This is a genomic window from Microcoleus sp. A6-C6 (assembly GCF_036705955.1).
Taxonomy (GTDB): domain Bacteria; phylum Cyanobacteriota; class Cyanobacteriia; order Cyanobacteriales; family Microcoleaceae; genus Microcoleus.
The window spans coordinates 16,368-34,878 of sequence record NZ_JAUBVR010000042.1; the positions used below are offsets into that span (position 1 = coordinate 16,368).

At 44.7% G+C, this 18,511-nt stretch carries 20 protein-coding genes; 11 read left to right on the top strand and 9 right to left on the bottom strand.

All coding sequences use genetic code 11. The features are described from left to right. Positions 1–135: 135 nt before the first annotated feature. Entirely contained in the window at positions 136–300 is a 165-nt protein-coding gene (locus QUB52_RS17620) for a hypothetical protein (protein ID WP_332974114.1), read from the top strand. Here the strand turns inward: QUB52_RS17620 and QUB52_RS17625 are convergent. Then, positions 297–1,928, bottom strand: coding sequence for a DUF3352 domain-containing protein (locus tag QUB52_RS17625; protein ID WP_265238071.1), 1,632 nt, complete (start codon positions 1,926–1,928; stop codon positions 297–299). The genes QUB52_RS17620 and QUB52_RS17625 overlap by 4 nt on opposite strands. A gap of 148 nt (positions 1,929–2,076) precedes the next feature. Between QUB52_RS17625 and thyD the strand changes: the two genes are divergently transcribed. The 3 genes from thyD to purU all read left to right on the top strand — a co-directional run bounded on the left by thyD (position 2,077) and on the right by purU (position 5,126). Beyond that, complete coding sequence (thyD, locus tag QUB52_RS17630) at positions 2,077–3,003, top strand: thylakoid membrane protein ThyD (protein WP_332974115.1); 927 nt, start codon at positions 2,077–2,079, stop codon at positions 3,001–3,003. A 124-nt stretch (positions 3,004–3,127) separates the two neighbouring features. Then, the gene (locus tag QUB52_RS17635; RefSeq protein WP_265238067.1) at positions 3,128–4,153 is read left to right on the top strand and encodes a nucleotidyl transferase AbiEii/AbiGii toxin family protein; all 1,026 of its coding nucleotides are present in this window, start codon (positions 3,128–3,130) and stop codon (positions 4,151–4,153) included. Between the two features lie 118 nt (positions 4,154–4,271). After that, positions 4,272–5,126: a formyltetrahydrofolate deformylase gene (gene purU / locus QUB52_RS17640; RefSeq protein ID WP_332974116.1), complete on the top strand. Its 855-nt coding sequence runs from the start codon at positions 4,272–4,274 to the stop codon at positions 5,124–5,126. A 193-nt stretch (positions 5,127–5,319) separates the two neighbouring features. On the opposite strand, the gene QUB52_RS17645 is transcribed toward purU, so the two are convergent. Then, positions 5,320–6,222 (bottom strand): hypothetical protein, encoded by a 903-nt coding sequence (locus tag QUB52_RS17645; protein WP_332974118.1) that lies wholly within the window; start codon positions 6,220–6,222, stop codon positions 5,320–5,322. A gap of 259 nt (positions 6,223–6,481) precedes the next feature. On the opposite strand from QUB52_RS17645, the gene QUB52_RS17650 reads away from it, so the two are divergent. The 3 genes from QUB52_RS17650 to QUB52_RS17660 all read left to right on the top strand — a co-directional run bounded on the left by QUB52_RS17650 (position 6,482) and on the right by QUB52_RS17660 (position 8,508). Next, complete coding sequence (locus QUB52_RS17650; RefSeq protein WP_265239495.1) at positions 6,482–7,417, top strand: class I SAM-dependent methyltransferase; 936 nt, start codon at positions 6,482–6,484, stop codon at positions 7,415–7,417. Positions 7,418–7,630: 213 nt separating this feature from the next. Continuing rightward, the gene (locus tag QUB52_RS17655) at positions 7,631–7,954 is read left to right on the top strand and encodes a hypothetical protein (protein ID WP_332974119.1); all 324 of its coding nucleotides are present in this window, start codon (positions 7,631–7,633) and stop codon (positions 7,952–7,954) included. 167 nt (positions 7,955–8,121) lie between these two features. Further along, positions 8,122–8,508, top strand: a complete 387-nt coding sequence (locus tag QUB52_RS17660; protein ID WP_332969929.1) for a tautomerase family protein — start codon at positions 8,122–8,124, stop codon at positions 8,506–8,508. 93 nt (positions 8,509–8,601) lie between these two features. On the opposite strand, the gene QUB52_RS17665 is transcribed toward QUB52_RS17660, so the two are convergent. From QUB52_RS17665 to QUB52_RS17690, 6 genes are all read right to left on the bottom strand, one after another. After that, a complete protein-coding gene (locus QUB52_RS17665; protein WP_265239691.1) occupies positions 8,602–9,108 on the bottom strand; it encodes a MogA/MoaB family molybdenum cofactor biosynthesis protein in 507 nt (168 codons plus the stop codon). An 84-nt stretch (positions 9,109–9,192) separates the two neighbouring features. Next, the gene (gene psb28, locus QUB52_RS17670; protein WP_265239688.1) at positions 9,193–9,528 is read right to left on the bottom strand and encodes a photosystem II reaction center protein Psb28; all 336 of its coding nucleotides are present in this window, start codon (positions 9,526–9,528) and stop codon (positions 9,193–9,195) included. Between the two features lie 552 nt (positions 9,529–10,080). Then, the gene (locus tag QUB52_RS17675; RefSeq protein WP_332969928.1) at positions 10,081–11,577 is read right to left on the bottom strand and encodes a DUF1565 domain-containing protein; all 1,497 of its coding nucleotides are present in this window, start codon (positions 11,575–11,577) and stop codon (positions 10,081–10,083) included. Positions 11,578–11,842: 265 nt separating this feature from the next. Beyond that, on the bottom strand, positions 11,843–13,582 hold the full coding sequence (locus QUB52_RS17680; protein ID WP_332974121.1) for a hypothetical protein: 1,740 nt from the start codon (positions 13,580–13,582) through the stop codon (positions 11,843–11,845). Between the two features lie 368 nt (positions 13,583–13,950). After that, positions 13,951–14,547 carry a Uma2 family endonuclease gene (locus QUB52_RS17685; protein WP_332974124.1) on the bottom strand — a complete coding sequence of 199 codons (597 nt, stop codon included), beginning with the start codon at positions 14,545–14,547 and terminating at the stop codon, positions 13,951–13,953. A 189-nt stretch (positions 14,548–14,736) separates the two neighbouring features. Then, entirely contained in the window at positions 14,737–16,107 is a 1,371-nt protein-coding gene (locus tag QUB52_RS17690) for an NB-ARC domain-containing protein (RefSeq protein ID WP_332974142.1), read from the bottom strand. A 192-nt stretch (positions 16,108–16,299) separates the two neighbouring features. Here QUB52_RS17690 and QUB52_RS17695 point away from each other — a divergent pair, with 192 nt between their 5' ends. Beyond that, the gene (locus QUB52_RS17695) at positions 16,300–16,839 is read left to right on the top strand and encodes an RNA polymerase subunit sigma-24 (protein WP_332974127.1); all 540 of its coding nucleotides are present in this window, start codon (positions 16,300–16,302) and stop codon (positions 16,837–16,839) included. A gap of 374 nt (positions 16,840–17,213) precedes the next feature. Continuing rightward, positions 17,214–17,597 (top strand): hypothetical protein, encoded by a 384-nt coding sequence (locus QUB52_RS17700; protein ID WP_332974129.1) that lies wholly within the window; start codon positions 17,214–17,216, stop codon positions 17,595–17,597. A 120-nt stretch (positions 17,598–17,717) separates the two neighbouring features. Here QUB52_RS17700 and QUB52_RS17705 read toward each other — a convergent pair whose 3' ends face one another. Further along, complete coding sequence (locus tag QUB52_RS17705; RefSeq protein WP_265239680.1) at positions 17,718–17,867, bottom strand: hypothetical protein; 150 nt, start codon at positions 17,865–17,867, stop codon at positions 17,718–17,720. Here QUB52_RS17705 and QUB52_RS17710 point away from each other — a divergent pair. Together QUB52_RS17710 and QUB52_RS17715 are read left to right on the top strand one after the other, a co-directional pair. Further along, positions 17,857–18,129, top strand: coding sequence for a hypothetical protein (locus QUB52_RS17710; protein WP_265239679.1), 273 nt, complete (start codon positions 17,857–17,859; stop codon positions 18,127–18,129). The genes QUB52_RS17705 and QUB52_RS17710 overlap by 11 nt on opposite strands. After that, a complete protein-coding gene (locus QUB52_RS17715; RefSeq protein ID WP_265239678.1) occupies positions 18,126–18,491 on the top strand; it encodes a clan AA aspartic protease in 366 nt (121 codons plus the stop codon). The genes QUB52_RS17710 and QUB52_RS17715 overlap by 4 nt, the downstream gene beginning before the upstream one ends. Positions 18,492–18,511: the final 20 nt, after the last annotated feature.

An 18,511-nucleotide genomic window follows, 5' to 3' on the forward strand; every position in this document is an offset into this window, starting at 1 on the left:
GCTGCCCTCGATTGAGAGGCAGCATCTTTTTTTTGTCAGTAGTCAGTAGTCAGTAGTCAGTAGTCAGTAGTCAGTAGTCAGTAGTCAGTAGTCAGAAGTTCGGCAACGGATTTTGTAACGGATTTAACGGATGTAATGGATAGAAGTTCGGCAACGGATTTTGTAACGGATTTAACGGATAGAAAAATTACCAATTACCGATTCCCGATTACCGATTCCCGATTACCGATTCCCAATTACCAATTATTAATTATCAATTACCAATTACCGATCGCCAATTACCAATTCCCGATCGCCTAATTGTGAGATTTTAAGGCAAACAGCATTTCAAGCTGAGCAGTTGTCGGTTCTGTCGAAGTTGTGGCTACGCTGACTCCTCGGAGAGAATTGAGCAAATCAGCGACTGGTGGCGAAACTAAATTGGGCTGTACTGCGAGTAAATAACGGTTGGCCCAAGACATGGCTTTTTCCATATCTATGTAAAAGTAACCTTGGTTGGCTTGCGGTAAAGAAGTGGCGATCGCCTGAAAACTCGCACTGCTGCTTAGCGGTTGCGGTGGCGTTGTCGTGATGACATCGACTAAAGGGCCGCCGAAAGCGACAAACACAGAATTTTCATTCAGCCAACCGTGCCCGAATAAAGTGCCTTGCTGCGGTATTGTCCACTCTGTAACTTCTTTTCCTTGGACTTGTCTGGGGGCGACGCTGACTGTGGGATTGCTTTTGGCGATCGCATCGAGTTTTTTCAGGGTGGCTTCCGCTGCGGGGCGATCGCTCGTTTCAAAAATCATCGCCGCCCCCATCCCCAACTGAGACAAAATACCTTGATCCGAACCGATCGCCCCGATCGCAAATTCCCCATTCATCCAGCCAAAAACATCGCGATCCGCATCCAAATCCAACCGCTTAAAACTACTCCTCACCTGCTGAATTCCCCTGTCTACTTCGGGGCTATCTTTTGCCTCTGCCGTCGCCTGCGACCAAAATTGATTAATGCCATTGCCACCTATTACAGCAATGGTTTCACCGGGAAATCTGGGTAACAATTTCGATGCGACTTGCGGCTTTTGCTGCACGAATTTAGGGTCTAACTGAGCGATAGTTTTGATTCTCAATCCCGAACTGTCCGCCCCAATTCCCGCTACCAAAGACTTAACTTGTTTGAACTGGGAAAGCACTGTCGAAGGCAACTGAAAATCATCTGGTAAATTAGCTTTCAATTGCTGCATGGCGGCAGGATAGTTAGCAATGTAAATAGTTGCGATCGGATTCTTGACCCCAGCACTCTCGGAAAAAAACTTAGTTGTACTCTGCTGCGTGGCGAGGGAGGGTGCTCCTTTAAAAGTATCGATCGCCAATTCCACAGGTTTTCTCAAAGGAGCCATGACTAATTGGTCATTTAGCAAAGCCACACTGTAGCGCTTGCCGGTTGGCTCTGCAATTTCCGAAATTTTCACTCCTTTATACTCAGTTTCTTGAATTGTTGCACCTTGCTGAGATTTTAATTTATTCGCAAAATTCCAAGCGCTAATTTTATTTTTGACGCTGACTACAACCAGCAGCTTAGGAGCCTCGGTTGTTGCCCCAGCATCCGGCGGCAACAAAGCGACCATCACCCCCCCCAGCCAAGGCTTTAAGTCCCTCTCAAAGTCGATTTGAGTGCCTGCCAAGCTTTGTTCTTGAAAGGTCTTCAAACCCTGACCGACCAACTTTTGAGCGCCCTGGGTGCCAAATTGCTGCAACTGGGACAGCGCTTGGGGATTGGGGGAGATGAAGGCGGCCATCGTTGCTTCGTCTGGTATAACTTTGGCGCTTTCTTGGGGGTTGGAGACTTGTTGGCTCAAACCCTGGAAGTAAAAGTAGACCGCAGCGCTACCTGCTGCGACGATGGAGGCAGCAATTAGAAGCTTTGATTTTTTTGCAGGCATGGTTTGTGTTCCTCGCGTCCCATATCAGTTTAACTAGATAGACTTGGCTTGTGGTGAGCCGATCGAGCTTGCTGTTTATTTTTGTAGAATTTAAAACGGGTTTGGGCGATCGTGTAAACTGCTGTTGATATGAAGTGCGGGAAGGAAGATGAAAGTAGCGATCGCGGGAGCAACGGGATTTGTAGGTAGCCGGCTGGTGGAGAAACTGCAAGCCGCCGGACATCAAGTGGTGGTTTTGAGCAGGGATGCGGTGAAGGCTGGGCGAATTTTTCCGACTTCAGCTTATCCGAATTTGGAAGTTGTCGCCTACACTCCGGCGGAGTCTGGTGATTGGCAAAAGTCGATCGCGGGCTGCGACGCTGTTGTCAATTTAGCTGGGGTGCCGATTGCGGAGGAAAGGTGGACGGAGGCGCGCCAGCGGGCGATTTTGGACAGTCGCAAACTGACGACGGAAAAATTGGTAGAGGCGATCGTCAATGCTAATCCTAAACCATCGGTATTTGTGAGCGCATCGGCGATCGGCTATTACGGCACCAGCGAAACGGCCGAGTTTGATGAAAACAGCCCTGCGGGAAACGATTTTTTAGCAACAGTTTGCAAAGAGTGGGAAGCAGCGGCGCAACCTGCAAAAAATGCGGGCACAAGGCTAGCAATTTTGCGGCTGGGGATAGTTTTGGGAATGGGAGGCGCGTTGGCTAAAATGCTGCCGGCTTTTAAACTATTTGCAGGCGGCCCAATTGGGACAGGAAAACAGTGGTTTTCTTGGGTTCATCGCGAGGATGTGGTCGATTTAATTTTGTACACCTTGCAAAATCCGCAAGTTGAAGGCGTTTTGAATGCGACAGCACCGAATCCAGTGCGGATGAATGAATTGTGCGAAACTTTAGGGGCAGTTTTAAGTCGGCCTTCTTGGTTGCCGGTGCCAAGTTTTGCTTTAGAATTGCTGCTGGGAGATGGTGCTAAAGTTGTTTTGGAAGGGCAGAAAGTTTTGCCTAAACAAACTTTGGCTAGTGGTTTTAAATATCAGTATCCGACGCTGAAATTAGCACTTGAAGAGATTTTGGCTGGTCATTAAATCCTGGGTTTTGAGGGGGCGGGCACGGGGGCACCGCCCCTACGATCGATCGGGGCGGACACGGGGAAAATCTATCCTTTTCTGGCTCTGCGCTCTCTGCGCCCTCTGTGGTTCATAAAAAAATATGAACAAAAAAGAAGTAACAGCAACTTTAAAAATTCCCGCACAACTTCCATTTCTTCAGGCTATCTGCTGGCAAATTGCTGATGTCAAACTTTTGACTCTCCCAGAAATGCTTTGCCGCTACGAATCGGGCTGGGATTATTGGGGAGTTTTGGGAAAACCGAGTTCGGAGGAATTGTTTTTTATTCAACAAATCAGCCAATATTATCAGTCTTGGTTGGTGGCGGAACTTGATAGGATTTGTCCCTCGCCAGAAACTTCAGAAAATAACGTGATTGATCGATCGACCTTTAAACACGAATTTCATCAAAAAATCTTAACTGTACTCAGCCATTTAAACGTCGAATTTCTACAAGAATGTCGGGCTTACTTTGGCGGCGGAACGCTGGTAAGTATGCAGCAAGGGGAATATCGGTTGAGCAAGGATATTGACTTTATGTGTCCGATGGATGGCGGCTACCGTCTCCTGCGCCGCCAAGTTGCTGAAGGCGGCTATGATGCGATTTTTTCTGGGCGCAGCGGCATTTTTTTGCCGCAGGACATTCAAACGAACCAGTACGGGATCAGATTTCCGGTGATTGTGGACGGGACAACGATTAAGTTTGAGATGGTTTGTGAAGGACGAATTGAGTTCGGTGAACCGAGTTATCCCAATTGGTCGCCTGTTCCTTGTTTGAATTTAGTCGATATTTTTGCGGAAAAGTTGTTAGCCAATGCCGATCGATGGCCGAGCGATCGGGTAAATTCGAGAGATTTAATCGATTTGGCAATGCTGAGGTTGGCGAGTGCTCTTCCCCAAGAGGCGATCGACAAAGCTGAAGCTGCTTATCAAGTTATGCAGCCGCTAGGGCGATCGATTCAGTATTTCCAAGAACGTCCTGAATATCGGGAAAAGTGTTATGAGGTTTTGAGTATTGCAGAGCCAAATCAAGTTATTGACGGTATCGATTTACTAGCTCAGGATTTAGGGAAGGAGTTAACAGTCAGGACTTTTAGCGAAGATGTGCAGGATTTTGACTTGATTTAGTTCTGCACGTGGAAAACTGGGTTGATCTGTTTTCACTAATGATTTGCGATCGCCATATCACGATGATAATGATATAATTAAGTGAAAATTCAAAACTCAAAAATTTTTTTATTATACCATGACTAGCCCTACTGCAACTCTTTTAATTTCCTGTCCCGATCGCAAAGGACTTGTCGCCTTACTGGCTAATTTTATCGCCTCCCATAATGGCAATATTATCCATGCCGATCACCATACAGATTTTACCGCCGGATTATTTTTAAGTCGTCTGGAATGGCAATTAGACGGTTTTGACTTAAATATCGAAGAAATCACACCTGCTTTTAGTGAACTTGCCAAGGATTTACAAGCAAATTGGCAATTACATTTCTCCCATAAAATTAGACGAATTGCGCTCTGGGTAAGTCGTCAAGATCATTGTTTATTAGACTTGATTTGGCGACAACGTTCTCAAGAAATCCGGGGTGAAATTCCGCTGATTATCAGTAATCATGAAAATTTAAAGCCGATTGCTGCACAATATGGTATCGACTTTGAGTATATTCCCATTACTAAAGATAATAAAGCTATTCAAGAAGCACAACAGTTAGAAATTCTTAAAGATTATAATATTGACTTGGTGGTTTTGGCGAAATATATGCAAATTTTGAGTCAAGACTTTATGGTGAAGTTTCCCACTGTGATTAATATTCACCATTCATTTTTGCCAGCTTTTGTCGGGGCAAATCCCTACGAAAGGGCTTATGAAAGAGGAGTGAAAATTATTGGTGCAACTGCCCATTATGTGACACCTGATTTAGATGCAGGGCCGATTATTGAGCAAGATGTTGTGCGTGTGAGTCACCGCGATGAAGTGTCTGATTTAGTTCGTAAAGGTAAAGATTTAGAAAGGGTTGTTTTGGCAAGGGCGGTGCGATATCATTTACAAAATCGTGTTTTAATTTATGGTAATCGGACTGTTGTTTTTGCTTGAATTTTTGACTTTAATTGCTAGTGCGTTGCTCTAATTTTGGGACGGGCAAGATGCCCATCCCACAAGAAAAAATAAATATTTTTTCGGGACAAGCCTCTTGCCTGTCCAGCTATTTTTGTAAGAGGTATAATAAGCAATCCGGGGAATGCGAGGTGCATGAAATAGCTCCTCGCATTTGATTTATCTCGGCAACTTACATTCGGGGGAATAATGTTTCGGCGTAAGCGCGATCGATCAATTGGCGAGCAACTGTCTGAATTCCGGTATGTTCATAATAATTGGTAGTCATGTCCAAAAATGCGGCGACATAATCCAATTTGTCATCGGTAATATCAACGTATTGCTTGAGGTTGCCTAAAACTGTGGCGGGAGTTAAGCCACGAGATACCACTAAATTGTTCATCCAACCTTGGGCTGAGGCGAAGGTTGTTGTGACGAATCCGAATTTTTGGGCGTTATTTGCGCCGGGAATTAGGTTGCTGATGTTTTGGAATGTTGAGTTTTGCTGCAAGGTTGAAGGATTCAATCCGCTTAGGGTGTTTTGCGCTACTCTAAGGAAGTCTGGGCCGAGGGGAATTAAACCGTCAGCGCATACTAATGCAGCCATCCGCATCAGAGATTCATTTTTGTATTCTGATAAGTAATTGGCAAAGCTTCCCACGTTGTCAAGGGAAATTTTGTTGAGTTTGCAGAAGACGATGAGTTCGATCGCCACTTTGACGCATAAGTCGATCGTTTGAGTGGTGTCAGCCTTGGGAGTCAGGCGGCTCATAAACGAGAGAAAGCCGATTTTTTCGCCGATTTTATTCGCCATAGCCGTGGCACCCAAGGCACTGTCGGCGCTGTCTGCAAGCTGGTAAAGCTTGACTGCGCCTTGATATGGCTCGTTGGAGTTGGCGTAAAGCTCGATCGCCCTGGCGCGAATTTTTTCCACTAAAGCGCGCTCGGTTTCCCCTGTGAGCGATCGAATAGTATGATCAAAACCAGATAGATTATTCCACTCCCCCGGAACCACAAAATCCAGGGATTTGAGCATCATCACAGTAATCCCAGAATCCGGCAAATTGTCAACCAATTCCACAATTGATTTGCTCACGACAAACTCCTAAATAACCATATTTGATAGTGTTCTTCCCAATACTCCAACTCCCCCAAATCCGATTCCAGATTTTCCGGTAATCTCAGATGAGATCTAATGCTCATAGTCCGATTGGCTTGCAGTGAGGAATGCGAGTCAGCATCCAAAAAAGAACTAAAGTCCTCACTACGAAGCTTGTAAAATTTCATTGTCTCAAATCACGAAAAATGACATATATATGTTATAGTAGATAGCGCAAAACAGAAAAATATAAAATATGACTGTTGCAGTTAACAAAACTCCGGGATTAGCCTCGCGTTTAGTAAATGGCGTACTCTCCATCAAGCCTTTGGCCGCCCTAGCCAAGCACCAAGCGCGGGAAATGATGATCAAAAGAGCTGAAAGAATCGGAGTGCATTGGCGACAAGAAGCGCAAGCACTTTTGGCCCGCAATTGGGATGCAGAATTGCTCAGCGTAGAAAATCCCAATCTGGTTTACCCAAAATATTATCTAACTTCATTCCACGCTTACGAAAAAGGTAATATGAGTTGGGAAGCTGCGACAGAAGTTGAAGTTGCAGCCCGTGCAGTTCATGCGGGAATTTGGCCCGAAGCGGGTGCAGATGGTGATGCGAAACTCCGCGCCAGTTATCACGAAATTGTCAAAGCTAAAATTGGCAAAGCACCCCAAGATATTGTGGATTTGGGATGCAGTGTGGGAATGAGTACGTTTGCGCTTGGGGATGTTTACCCGGAAGCAAAGATGACTGGGGTGGATTTGTCGCCTTATTTTTTGGCAGTTGCTCAATACCGTTCCCAACAACGAAAATCTGAATTTCCAAATCAAAAATCTCCGACTTGGCTTCACGCTGCTGCTGAATCTACTGGTTTGACTGCGCGTCGTTTTGATTTGGTTTCTATTTGTTTAGTTTGTCATGAATTGCCGCAGAAAGCTACTAAAGAAATATTTCGGGAAGCTCGGCGTTTGCTTCGCGCTGGCGGACATTTGACAATTATGGATATGAATCCTCAGTCGGAAGTTTATGCCAAAATGCCTCCTTATATTTTGACTTTGCTCAAGAGTACGGAGCCTTATTTGGATCAGTATTTTGGGTTGGATATTGAGCAGGCTTTGGTAGATTCTGGTTTTGCAGCGCCGACAATCACTCGCAATACTCTCCGACATCGGACTATTGTTGCTGAGGCGATATAGCGGTTTTCAGTTGACTGAATTACAGATGCTGGGTTAGGACATGGCATTGCCGTGTCCTACTCTATTTAAGTAAAGGTTGATGTGTAAAAACTTTTGCGCGTCAATGACGATGCCAAACTGGATTCGATCGCAAATGTAGTAGAATTAATACTTAGACAGCAATCTTAGCTAAGCTAGATCATTTTGATAGAACTCTAAATAAAGGACATCATCATGAACCCGACAGCCCCTCATCAAAACGTCATTGATTGTTTGCAGGTTATTTTGGATGCCACTGCATCAAAAAATTACGAGCTGTTTACCACGGTGGGCGATGCAGGTTACAAAGCCGGCATTACACAAGAAATGTTCGATCATGTTAGTGATGAACTCGGTTGTCGTCTGCAAAACGGCTATTCAATTAGTTATTTTGGTGAGTTGACACAAGATGGTTTGCAGGTTTATTTGTGGAAGCTGAGTTTTGCAGATGGTGGAGATGAATTTGTGGCACGCATGACTATGAATGAAGATAAAGTTGCTGGGATTTTCATAGCATGATGTTTGATCTAGGTTGGTATTGAGGACTTCAGTCTTCGTAAAACATAAAACTATGAGGACTTCAGTCCTCACTACCAACTTAGTTGCACTCTGAAATTTATGTGCAATCGGCAAATTAATGCGAGGCAATTAGGTTTTAATAGATAGTTGTTGTCATACATTGAATTATGGTACAGGTTAAAATCTCCGGCTTGAGACAGTATCTCGATCCCATTAAGCCGCAACTCTCTGATGTTATTAATTCCTGTGTCGTAGATGCACTCCAATATCCACCCGATAAACGTTCACATCGATTCTTTCTGTTCGACTCCTCTGATTTTTTTTATCCTACAGGGCGCACAGAACGTTACACTATCATTGAGGTGAGCATGATTACAGGACGCAGTGGTGAGATAAAAAAGCAGTTGATTCGTTTAATGTTTGAGCGATTACAGCCCTTTGGAATTTCCCCACAGGATTTAGAAATCACGATTTTTGAGAATCCCAAGCACAATTGGGGTTTTCGAGGTTTGCCCGGCGACGAGCATCAACTCAACTATAAAATCGAAGTCTAGCCGATCGCCCTTAACTTAGCAGAAAGTGGTCGATCGACTAAAAGCTCGATCGACTGCCAATCTCTCCCCTCAGTTAAAAAAGCTCGATCGCCCTTAACTTCCCCGCAACTGCTTGACCAAGTGAACTAATTCTGGTAAAATCAACTTTTCCACAGCTAGTTTTACGCCATTGCTAGAGCCAGGAAGAGAAAAGACTAACTTACCTTGATACACGCCTGCAACGGCGCGAGATGCGATCGCCCTCGAACCAATTTCTTGATAACTCAAATACCGAAAGATCTCCCCAAATCCCGGTAAAATCCTGTCCAGCAAACTCTCCATCACATCGTAAGTAGTATCTCGTGGAGAAATACCCGTCCCGCCACTCAAAATAATCGCATCCACATCTTCGCGCTGGGAAAACGCCTGCATTTGCAATACAATTTTTGCGGCATCATCTTTAACAACAGTGTAAGCTACCACAGAGTGACCGGCATCTTTTAGCAACTTTTTTGTTAACAAACCGCTATTGTCTGTGTCAGGAGATCGCGTATCGCTAACAGTCATGATAGCACAATTGACGGTTATTTTAGATGAATCGGGGTGAGGAATTTGCGTCATAGTTTCTCGTCGTAAGTAATCGGCAACCAGCAACTGGCGATCGGCTTCCTTACCAATCACCAATTACCAATTACCAACCACCCATTATGCCTTGTTAAATCCTAAGCCGTTTGCTTCCGAGTAGCGTTCCATGAAACGCATAAAGCGTTCCCATTCATCGGCAGTTTTCATGAGATAAAGAGCTTCCAAACCCGCAGGTTGACCGTTGATGAACTTAGCCTTAACTTCGCGAGTCACAAGTTCCCCTTCTTCGTCCATCATGTACATTCCAGTAATATCTTGGGTACTATCGTTGCTCAGAGATTTGGGATTTTCAAAGATAAACGTCGCAGTGCCTTGAGCTCCGCTTTTAGAACGGGTTAGGCGGACTTCAGGCACAGTATCTTCGTCTATACCGCGGGAGAATTGAATTTTAGCCATAATCTGAGAGTTGAACCTTAAAAATTGCTTAATTTCTTAATGTTTTAATCTTGACACTCCCCGCGCTAAAGCGACGGGGATTCTTAAGACTTTTCAGCCTTAATATCCCTATTGCTAGGGTTTCCGGGCGCAATCCTTTTGCCAAATGGCGGTCTGCTATCCTAGTCTTACAACTAGCTCCTCAGTCGTGACTTTCCTCCAGTCCGGGGGTAGGTTTTTAACGTCTATTACTGACGATTTAATAGGCTCAGAATCTTAGTATTAGTTGTGATTAATTGTTTTGAGCATCCGTACTGCTGTTAAGCTAGATACTTGATTTCTCAAAATTCGCAACTTTTGACTCATTTGATGATAGCACACTTGCCAGATATTTGTGCAATTGGTATATTTAATAGGCAGGATAAATCCTGCGACGCCCTTTCATCCCTGGACTAAAGTCACAGGGTTTTCAGGGTATTCTCTATAAAACGATTTGGACACTCGGAAGTCAAGACTTGGGAGGAGGAGAGAGGTTGATTGCAACTCTGCCTTGTCCCCTTTCTCCCAATTGCCTTAGACGATGTAGGGAGAGTTAATGGGTTGTGCCCGGTTTGTGGCTACGAGAGTTTGGTAGACGAGGGCGGATATCTCGCCACGGGTGATGTCGCGGGCGGGGGAAAGCTTGTCGCGCGCGGGATAGTTGACTACGATTTTGCGCTCTGTGGCGGTTGCGATCTCGTCGGTGGCAAAACTCGGAATTAAAGCTCGATCGGCATAAACGCTCAAAGAATTAGGATTGCCGCCCGTAAACTGCAAGCCATTTACCAATGATACGATCGCCTGAGCTCTAGTCAAATTCTGTTCCGGGCGAAACGTGCGATCGGGATATCCAACCAAAAACCCACCTCGATTCGCTTTGACGATCGCACTTTGCGCCCAAAAATCCGCCGCCACATCCTTAAACACCGTCGCTTCACGGCGCGGCTGCAAGTCAAACGCCCTCGCCAGCAACGCTGCATACTGAGCTCTAGTTAAACTCTGATCAGGTTTAAAAGTGCCGTCGGGAAACCCGCTGACAATATTCATCTTAGCGAGGCGATCGATAAAATCCTTAGCCCAGTGCGTGCTGATATCGCTAAACTTTACGCCCCCAGGAGTTGGAGTCGGAGTTGGAGTTGGAGTCGGAGTTGGAGTTGGAGTTGGCGTCACATTTCCCAGCTCAAATAAACCTTTTACTCGCGAAGGATTGAGCTGATTTCCCAGTGCAAAAATCTTAGCAGTAGTCGCATTTTGCAAATCAAATTCGCCATTATTCGCAAAAATATTCCCCCCCAAATCTTGAGCCGTACCAAGATCTGGCAGCGATTTCCCCACAGCAGTCAAACCGTCTTCGGTATTTTTTTCAATGCGATTCTTCCGCACAACGGGCTTAGATTCCCCTGATAAAACAATACCGGAGCGATTTTCCAAAATTTGGTTATCAACAATCAAAGGAGCAGATTTGTCTTGCAGAGAAATGCCGAAACCAGTATTTTGAAAAACATTGCGCCGCAGTACGCCTTTAGCAGTTTCCGCCACGATTACCCCAGCAGCCGAGTTTTGTACAAATCTGTTGTCGAGAATCGCAGGATTCGCCGAACCTGTGATAAAAACACCTTCGCGCTTGCAAAGTGTGAAAGTGCAGTTAGCCACTGTGGGAGCAGTTGACTCAATCCAGACTCCGGTGCCGCGACTCTCCAAATTAGTCACAGTTACGCCGCGTAATTCGGCATCGGTTTCTAGCAATATGGTGATATTTTGACTGGCTGCGGTGGGACTGACAAATTTGCCGCTTCCTTGAATCAGAGTGCCGCTTCCTTTGTTAGTTTCGCTACCGATAACTTTGACTCCAGAGGGAATTTCTAAGGGGAATTGTTCGCCGCTGGCTGCGCTGTAAGTTCCCGGTGCTAGCTGAATAATTGTTCCCGATGCAGCGCGGGCGATCGCGCGGGCGATCGTTTTCAAGGGAGCCGATTGGCTGCCGGCGGCTGCATCGCTGCCTGTTTGCGGGTTAACGTAAAGTGTTGCCATGTTTTTGCTGTATGGATAATTTGTGATCGGGCCTTTGTGTACTTTTCATTCTCTACTAAGCTGACCCCGGATCTATATTCACCTTTAATTTCGCAGATTATTTACTTGCAGGATATCCGTAATATCACCCATCAGGAGCAACAACCGCAGGGGGGATTGCCCCTACACAGCAGTAATTCGATTTGAGATTGTAAAATTGAATAATTTGTAGTGCACTGCGCACCGGTGTCTAAGTCAACTGGTACGCATTGCGCACCCTACAAACTCAATTTTTAGTCATTTTCACAATACAAGATGCCTCCAAAACTACTACAGTTTCATTCTGAAAAACAGCACAACTTGTCATTGCTGGAGCTAGTGCGGGAATTTTCCCTTGTTTGAGAGCAAGCATCGCCTCCGGTGTCGCATCAAAGTCATCCATCCAGCCGTAATCTTCTACATACTTCAGAGTCAAAGCATTCCGAGTGAGCATCCAAAAATCAATTCCATAGCTGTTAATAAAGTTTTGCAAAACAGCCCGATCGTCCGTATATTGAGCGCGAATTAAATCGCTAACTCGCTGCCGAAATCTGCTATAATAGCCTTTTTGATACGGCACTGAATATTCCTTTGCCACCAAAACAGAACGCTGGCTAAAAGTCGGTATGTTGTCGGCTTCGGAGGCGATCGAAGCAATCAGAATATCTTTAGGTTGTTGCTGAAAAAAACTGTACAAACTGGGCATTTTACCTTCTATATACCCGACTATAGGAAACTTTTCAACAAAGCAGGGATAAAAAACAACGGCAACAAGGATTATGGCTGTGGTAATTAGTACAACTAAATTTTTGAAGTGAAATTTTGTTTCGGTGGTTAATGCCCAATTACAGATTCCATCGATAATTAACGTTAGGACGATCGCACTTATCGACACAATAATAAATCGCAAACTATACGCAGTATAGCGTCCAGGTTGATAAAGCTTAAAAATGGTGGCGTGAGCCGCTAAAAACATCACCGATGATCCTAAAAATAGCTGAAGTAACAGCCAGATTTTGCTAGTAATGCGACTCGCTAAGGGAAAGGCCGATCGCCAAAACAGCAGCAGCGGAAATAACAGCGCCACACAGTGAGTTACAGGCGTAAACAGCGACTTGGGAAACATCCCGCTGCCCCTACCAGTCAGCCAATAATCTACCGGATTTGGACGAAAAAAAGCATTTCTGCCGTCTGGTGCAAATACTCCCATTTGCTTAGCTTCTGCTGCGGTATAAGTCGGGCCAAATTCAGATTTATCTAAGGCATAGGGCAGCATTACTAAAAAGATTATTCCCAAGCCTGTAGTGCAAAATAGGTAATTTGTGCGATCGCCCGACAAGTGCAAACGGCCGTTTTCCCAGCTTAGCAGCCGCAAAACTAAAATTCCGGCAGCCACCAAGGCGTAAGGAGGGTAAAATAGTCCGATTAGGGCGATAGCCCCCAAACATGGTAGCAACGAATTCCGGGATAAATAATATAAAAAGCCGAGAAATATCGGGTAAATAAAAGCTCTGGGCGTTGCGGAAGCCAAATCGTCAGTCATCCAGATATGCTGATTTAGCAGCAAAGATGCTATAAATCCAGTCAGCGGCACCGGCAGCATTTCTAGGCAAAGTCCAAAACAGTAATAAGTGGAGATTAAGCCGAGAAATAGCGGCAATATTTTGTGCAATAATAGGGGGTGAATGCCAATTGTTACTGCTATTTTGTAGAGCGTGCTGTATCCTGCTGGAGCGACTGATTGAAAGTAGTTAGCGATGAAATCGTTGGGGAATAATTCGCGATCGACAAACCGCATCATCCAGAAAACGTGCTGTCTCGCATCGTCTTGCACCACATACTCGGCGCTAAAGGCTTGCTGGATGCCTAACAAACCATAAATTGCGGCAAATGTCAAGCTCAGAGTCAACCAAAATATTGTGCGCGATCGGGATTGTTCATCCACAGTCGCCGTCAGAAATTTGTGCAAGCGGGCTATTAATACCATTTAAGATTTTAGATTGGGAAAGAATGTGAAGGACGCACAACGCGAACCAGTTTACCTTGCAAAGATTCTGCTACTGTAATCGTAATGTGAATTCGGCTAACGAGTGCTTCCCAGTCGCGATCGTTCATACAGTAGCCGCGGTTTCAACCGCCGAGTCTTATGGCGGCATATTGCCTCAGTAATTGTGTCATACCAATTTTTTATGAGGCTGCATAGAATCCGATCCGCCCCTAGCCCCCCTGGTGGGAGGGGGGGACAAGATTCCGATCAAAGTCCCCCTTGCTTTCGGGGGATGCGAGGGGGATCGAGATATGTGCAACTTCACATTAAATTGGTATCAGTTGCATAAATTCTATTAATTAACCCAATTACTGCTGCCGAATCCCATTGAGAAACTCAGTCCTTGCCTCAATTATTGAAGGCATCAAAACGCAGCGTACCAGCAATTCTAAATCCAACTCCGGCAAAAACTCACTTCTTGAAACTTGCTCGTAATCATCGTCGCGCAGCCGATAGACAGCAAGCTGATTATTTTCCCAAAACCAAACTTCTGGGATGCGAAGTCGCAGATATTTAGCCAGTTTATTTGTGCTACCGCTAGAAATCGTTACTTCCACGGCTAAATCGGGATGCTCTTTCCTTGAACCGATATAATAAGACTCGTCAGGTTCAAAGGATACATCTTTTGCCTGGTTTCTGCGAGTTGCACTCCCTACAGGAATGAAATTAATCCCTTTCTCAAAAAAGTAAAGTCCTATAAATATAGCCAAAATACTTTTTATCTGTTCGTGGTCTTCGCCTAGTGTCATAAACTCCACACACCCATCTAAATAAGTTATTCGCAAGCCTGGGGCATCTTTTATTAAGGTTTCTAGCGCTTCAAATTGCTCCCAAGTATAATAGCCTGGTAAGGTAAAGCGTTCTTCTTTAAGAGTTGTTATTGGTTCTGAAACTTGTACGATCATGGGCGTAATGCTCCGAATAAAAATCAGTAGCCCTGCCTTAGTATAACATATACAGGGATTACTCATTAATAAAAATTAGATATGATTAAGTTACAGATCAGACGGCGGTTTCAACCGCATCTACAAAAACGATGTCCGAGTTCAGAGGGACTAAGAAATAAAGGGGTATTTAAGATTGGACATACGGTTTCAACCGCCGAGTCTTATTGTGGCATATTGCCTCAGTACAGGTGAAATTGTGTAAAATTTGGCTTGTTGTTCTATCAAGCAGCGCCGCGATAAAGATTGCAGCGCATTTACCAAGTCTGAGGCGGGAATTCGGCTATTTTCTAGCAATTGGGTGAGGTTAATTGCATCGCTTGCTTTGGCTAACAAGGAGAGGACTTGTTTTTCGAGTTCGGATAGGCGACTAAATTGTTGCTGTAAAACATCTTTCAAATCTTCGGGCAATAATATAATATCATTTAATAATAACTCTGTGACGCATTCGCCCAACTCTTGCATCTGAGTGGCGACGCTTTTTAACCACAGGGGATTACCTTGGTAGCGGTGAATCAGTGCTGAGTAGTTGTCGATGTCTGCTAATCCATAATCTCTGAGGATTTCCCGTCCGGCGGCGATGTCTAAACCTTTGAGTTGTAAGGTGTTAATTTGTGTATTTGGGTTGTTAATTTGAGTGAGTTCTCTGGGTTGTTCCCAACCGATTAGCAGGAAGCAACTTTGATGGGATTTTTTTTCTATTTTTTTGAATAAAGAGCGATATTCTTCGTATTTGGGTTGATATTTTCCTGCTAATTCGCCGCTGCTGAACAAGTTGTGAATGTCATCTAAGATTATTAAGCAGCGATATTTTTGTAAATATTTAATTAGGGGTAATGCTTTCTGGTTGGTTGTGGGTGAGTCTTGCTTTTGGTACTGGGAGAAAAACTGGATTAGGTTGGCTTCAAATTCCGGGAGGGTGGGGGATGTGTCGAGGTTGCACCAAATGACGTATTCAAATTCGTGTTTAATTTGTTGGATGAGTTGTACTGCGAGTGTGGTTTTGCCGATGCCGCTGATGCCGGTGAGGGCTATGAGGCTGCTGTTTTGTTGTAGAATCCAGTTTTTGAGGGTTTGGAGTTGTGGGGTGCGATCGTAGAAAGCACCTAATTGCGGCATTTCGCTTAAGTCGTGATGGGATGTTTCTTGATTTGGTTGGTGTGGATTTGGTCGATCGGGCGGATGTCTAGCTTCTCCACAAATATTGAAACTACTAATTGCTACAAAATCTTGAACATCTTGTGCAAAGTTTAAAACATTAGAGTTTTGTAACCTGTCCATTGCCGATCGAAAATTCGTTTTACTGACTTTTTCTCCTAACTTTTCTGAAAGTATCTGCCATAATTCCGAACCCGTATTCCTAACACCACTTTCAGAGCAGTCAAACTCTTTGGCTATGTGCTTGTATGTCTCACGTTCTAAAGTGCCTTTTAGTACCGCTTCCTGTAAGTCGTCGAGGTGCTGACCCGTTTTCTCGAAGACTATGTTATCTGCGAGGTGTAACATTTCTTTAAGATTCATCACGGCGGGAAGATGTGGATTTTTTATGTATTATAGCTCACATCTGCCGACCTTCTAATACATTTTTAGACAAAACTAGATTAAAAAGAGTGAACGTGGGGGAAAATTGTCGGCAAAATTGAACATTTTTCGACTAGACAAAGCTTGAATTTATTAAGGATAATGGAAAAAAATCAAAACAGAAATTAATTTATGAGTTATCGAAATACCGTCAAAAAAGTCAAAGTGGTTGCAGAAACTGGTGCTGCGCTAGGCGCGGCTGCCAGTGGTGCTGCGCTAGGCGCGGCTGGCAGTGCTGCTACAGGGTTGACTGTTGCAGCAACTTCAGGAGCAGGAATTACTTCAGGCCTAGCCGCAGCAGGTGGTGTGGTTGGTGGTGGTATGGCGGCGGCTCCTGCGGTATTAGGAGCAGGCCCTGCTTATCTTGGGGCAAAAATAATGAATGAAACTTTGTTCAAAGACCAACCTAACTTGTCTGGGGAAGAGAATGATGCTCGTGCAGCGGCAAGAACAGCTACAAACATTGGGGCTGCTGCTGGTCTAGTTGGTGCTGGTGCTGTAACGGTAGCTGGTGGTGCTTCTGGTGCTGCAATTATGGGAACCCTTGCTGGTATCGGTGGCGTTGTCGGGGGAGGCGCGATCGCAGGTACTGCCATAGTTGCTGCTGCACCTGTTGCTGCGGCGGCTGCTATTGGATACGGAATATATAAACTTTTTGGAGGTAAAAAGTAAAGATAGTTAGTTCAGTTTGATAATAAAGGTTGGGTTTCCTGTTGCAACCCAACCTTCATCGGCGTTTAGTCTGGCTTTAGTATTTCCTCGCAGCCAATATCAGAAAACTGCGAGCGATTGAAAAGGTAAGCTTGGCTATCTATATGCAGCAGCAAATATTACAGGGTTGGGTTATAGGTTCTGTTTCTTAGCTTTGGAGTATACGGATGTTTGGTTGGCTATCTGAAATATTTAATTGGTTTTTGAAACTGTGGAATCGCTTGGACGATAAAACGAAAGGTAAAATTATAGAGGAAGTTGTCAAGTCATTTGAAAAGTTGCTTCGTGCTTTTTATGGTTCGTGGAAAAATCGGTATTATAAGTGAGAATAAGTGATGAGTAATTTTCAGCAGGAATTTATGGATGAGATTGAGCAATCACCTACTCAATCAATGAAGAGTAATTTTAAGGAATTCATGGATGAGATTGAGCAATCACCTACTCAATTAGTGCCAGCATCTCATTTAACTCTTCCATCCCTTCAAATGGGTTTAACAGCAGCAACTTTCCTTATATTGACGCCATTTTCATTTTCAAATAATGAAAAGCAAAAATTCTCAGAAGAGGTGTCCAGCTTAATTCAGAATGAATCTTTTTTATCGGACTTCAGTAATCAAATTGGTGAGCCTTTAGAACAGGAATCTGAAGATGACTTCGTGAAACGCGGTAGCAATAGGTTAAGACAGATGCTTTATGATAGATTTGGCATGAAAGCTTGAATGGATATAATGTTCAGGCGTGTCGTAGTATTCGCAGCATAACTTAGTCCGATCGCCCCATCCGACATATTCCATTAACCCTCGTGTCACCCCAACCCCTGTTTCCACTGACAATCCGATTCATTTCCACCATCTCAAAGGGCGCTGATTGCACACTGGGGCGTGAAGCGTAGCTATCCTGTAGGGCGATCGCCCAAGCAAACAAAGGGCGATCGCCCTCTGCGGTACAATATCAGTGTAGCGATCGCGAGGCGAGACTATGCAAACCATCCTTTTAAGCCGCGCAGAAGTGGCACGGCGCGCCAGACAATTGTACGAAAACAGCATCCGCCAACAAGTCGAGATAGAGGAAAACATCGGGAAGATGGTAATCATCGACTTTGAATCAGGAGACTACGAAGTAGATGAAACTGGGTTAAAAGCAGCCCGCAACCTGGGAGTAAAACATCCCAATGCTCGTCTATTCGGCATCCGTATTGGATACAATGTAGCTGTGTCATTCGGTGGAGTTATGGAGCGTGTATACAAATGATTTCGGGTATTGTGACTGATAGACACGCCACCGTCACTTTGACATTTATACTCCCCAACGGCTCAACCTTACCGATCGAATTTGTCATCGATACAGGATTCACAGGAGACCTTTGCTTGCCTCCAGAAGCCGTTTCATTATTAAGGCTACCTTTTATATTTGATCTTCCAGCAAATTTGGCAGACAACAGCGAGGTTTTACTGCCAGTCCATGAAGCGGTTGTCATCTGGGACGGGGAAGAACGGGAAGTTCGTGTGATTGCTACAGGAAGGCGACCATTGCTAGGAACTTCTCTGCTAGACGATCGAGAACTTGTGATTCAGTTCACCGAAGGCGGTTTAGTGACGATCGATGATTTGTAGTGCGTAGGCGATCGCCCTTT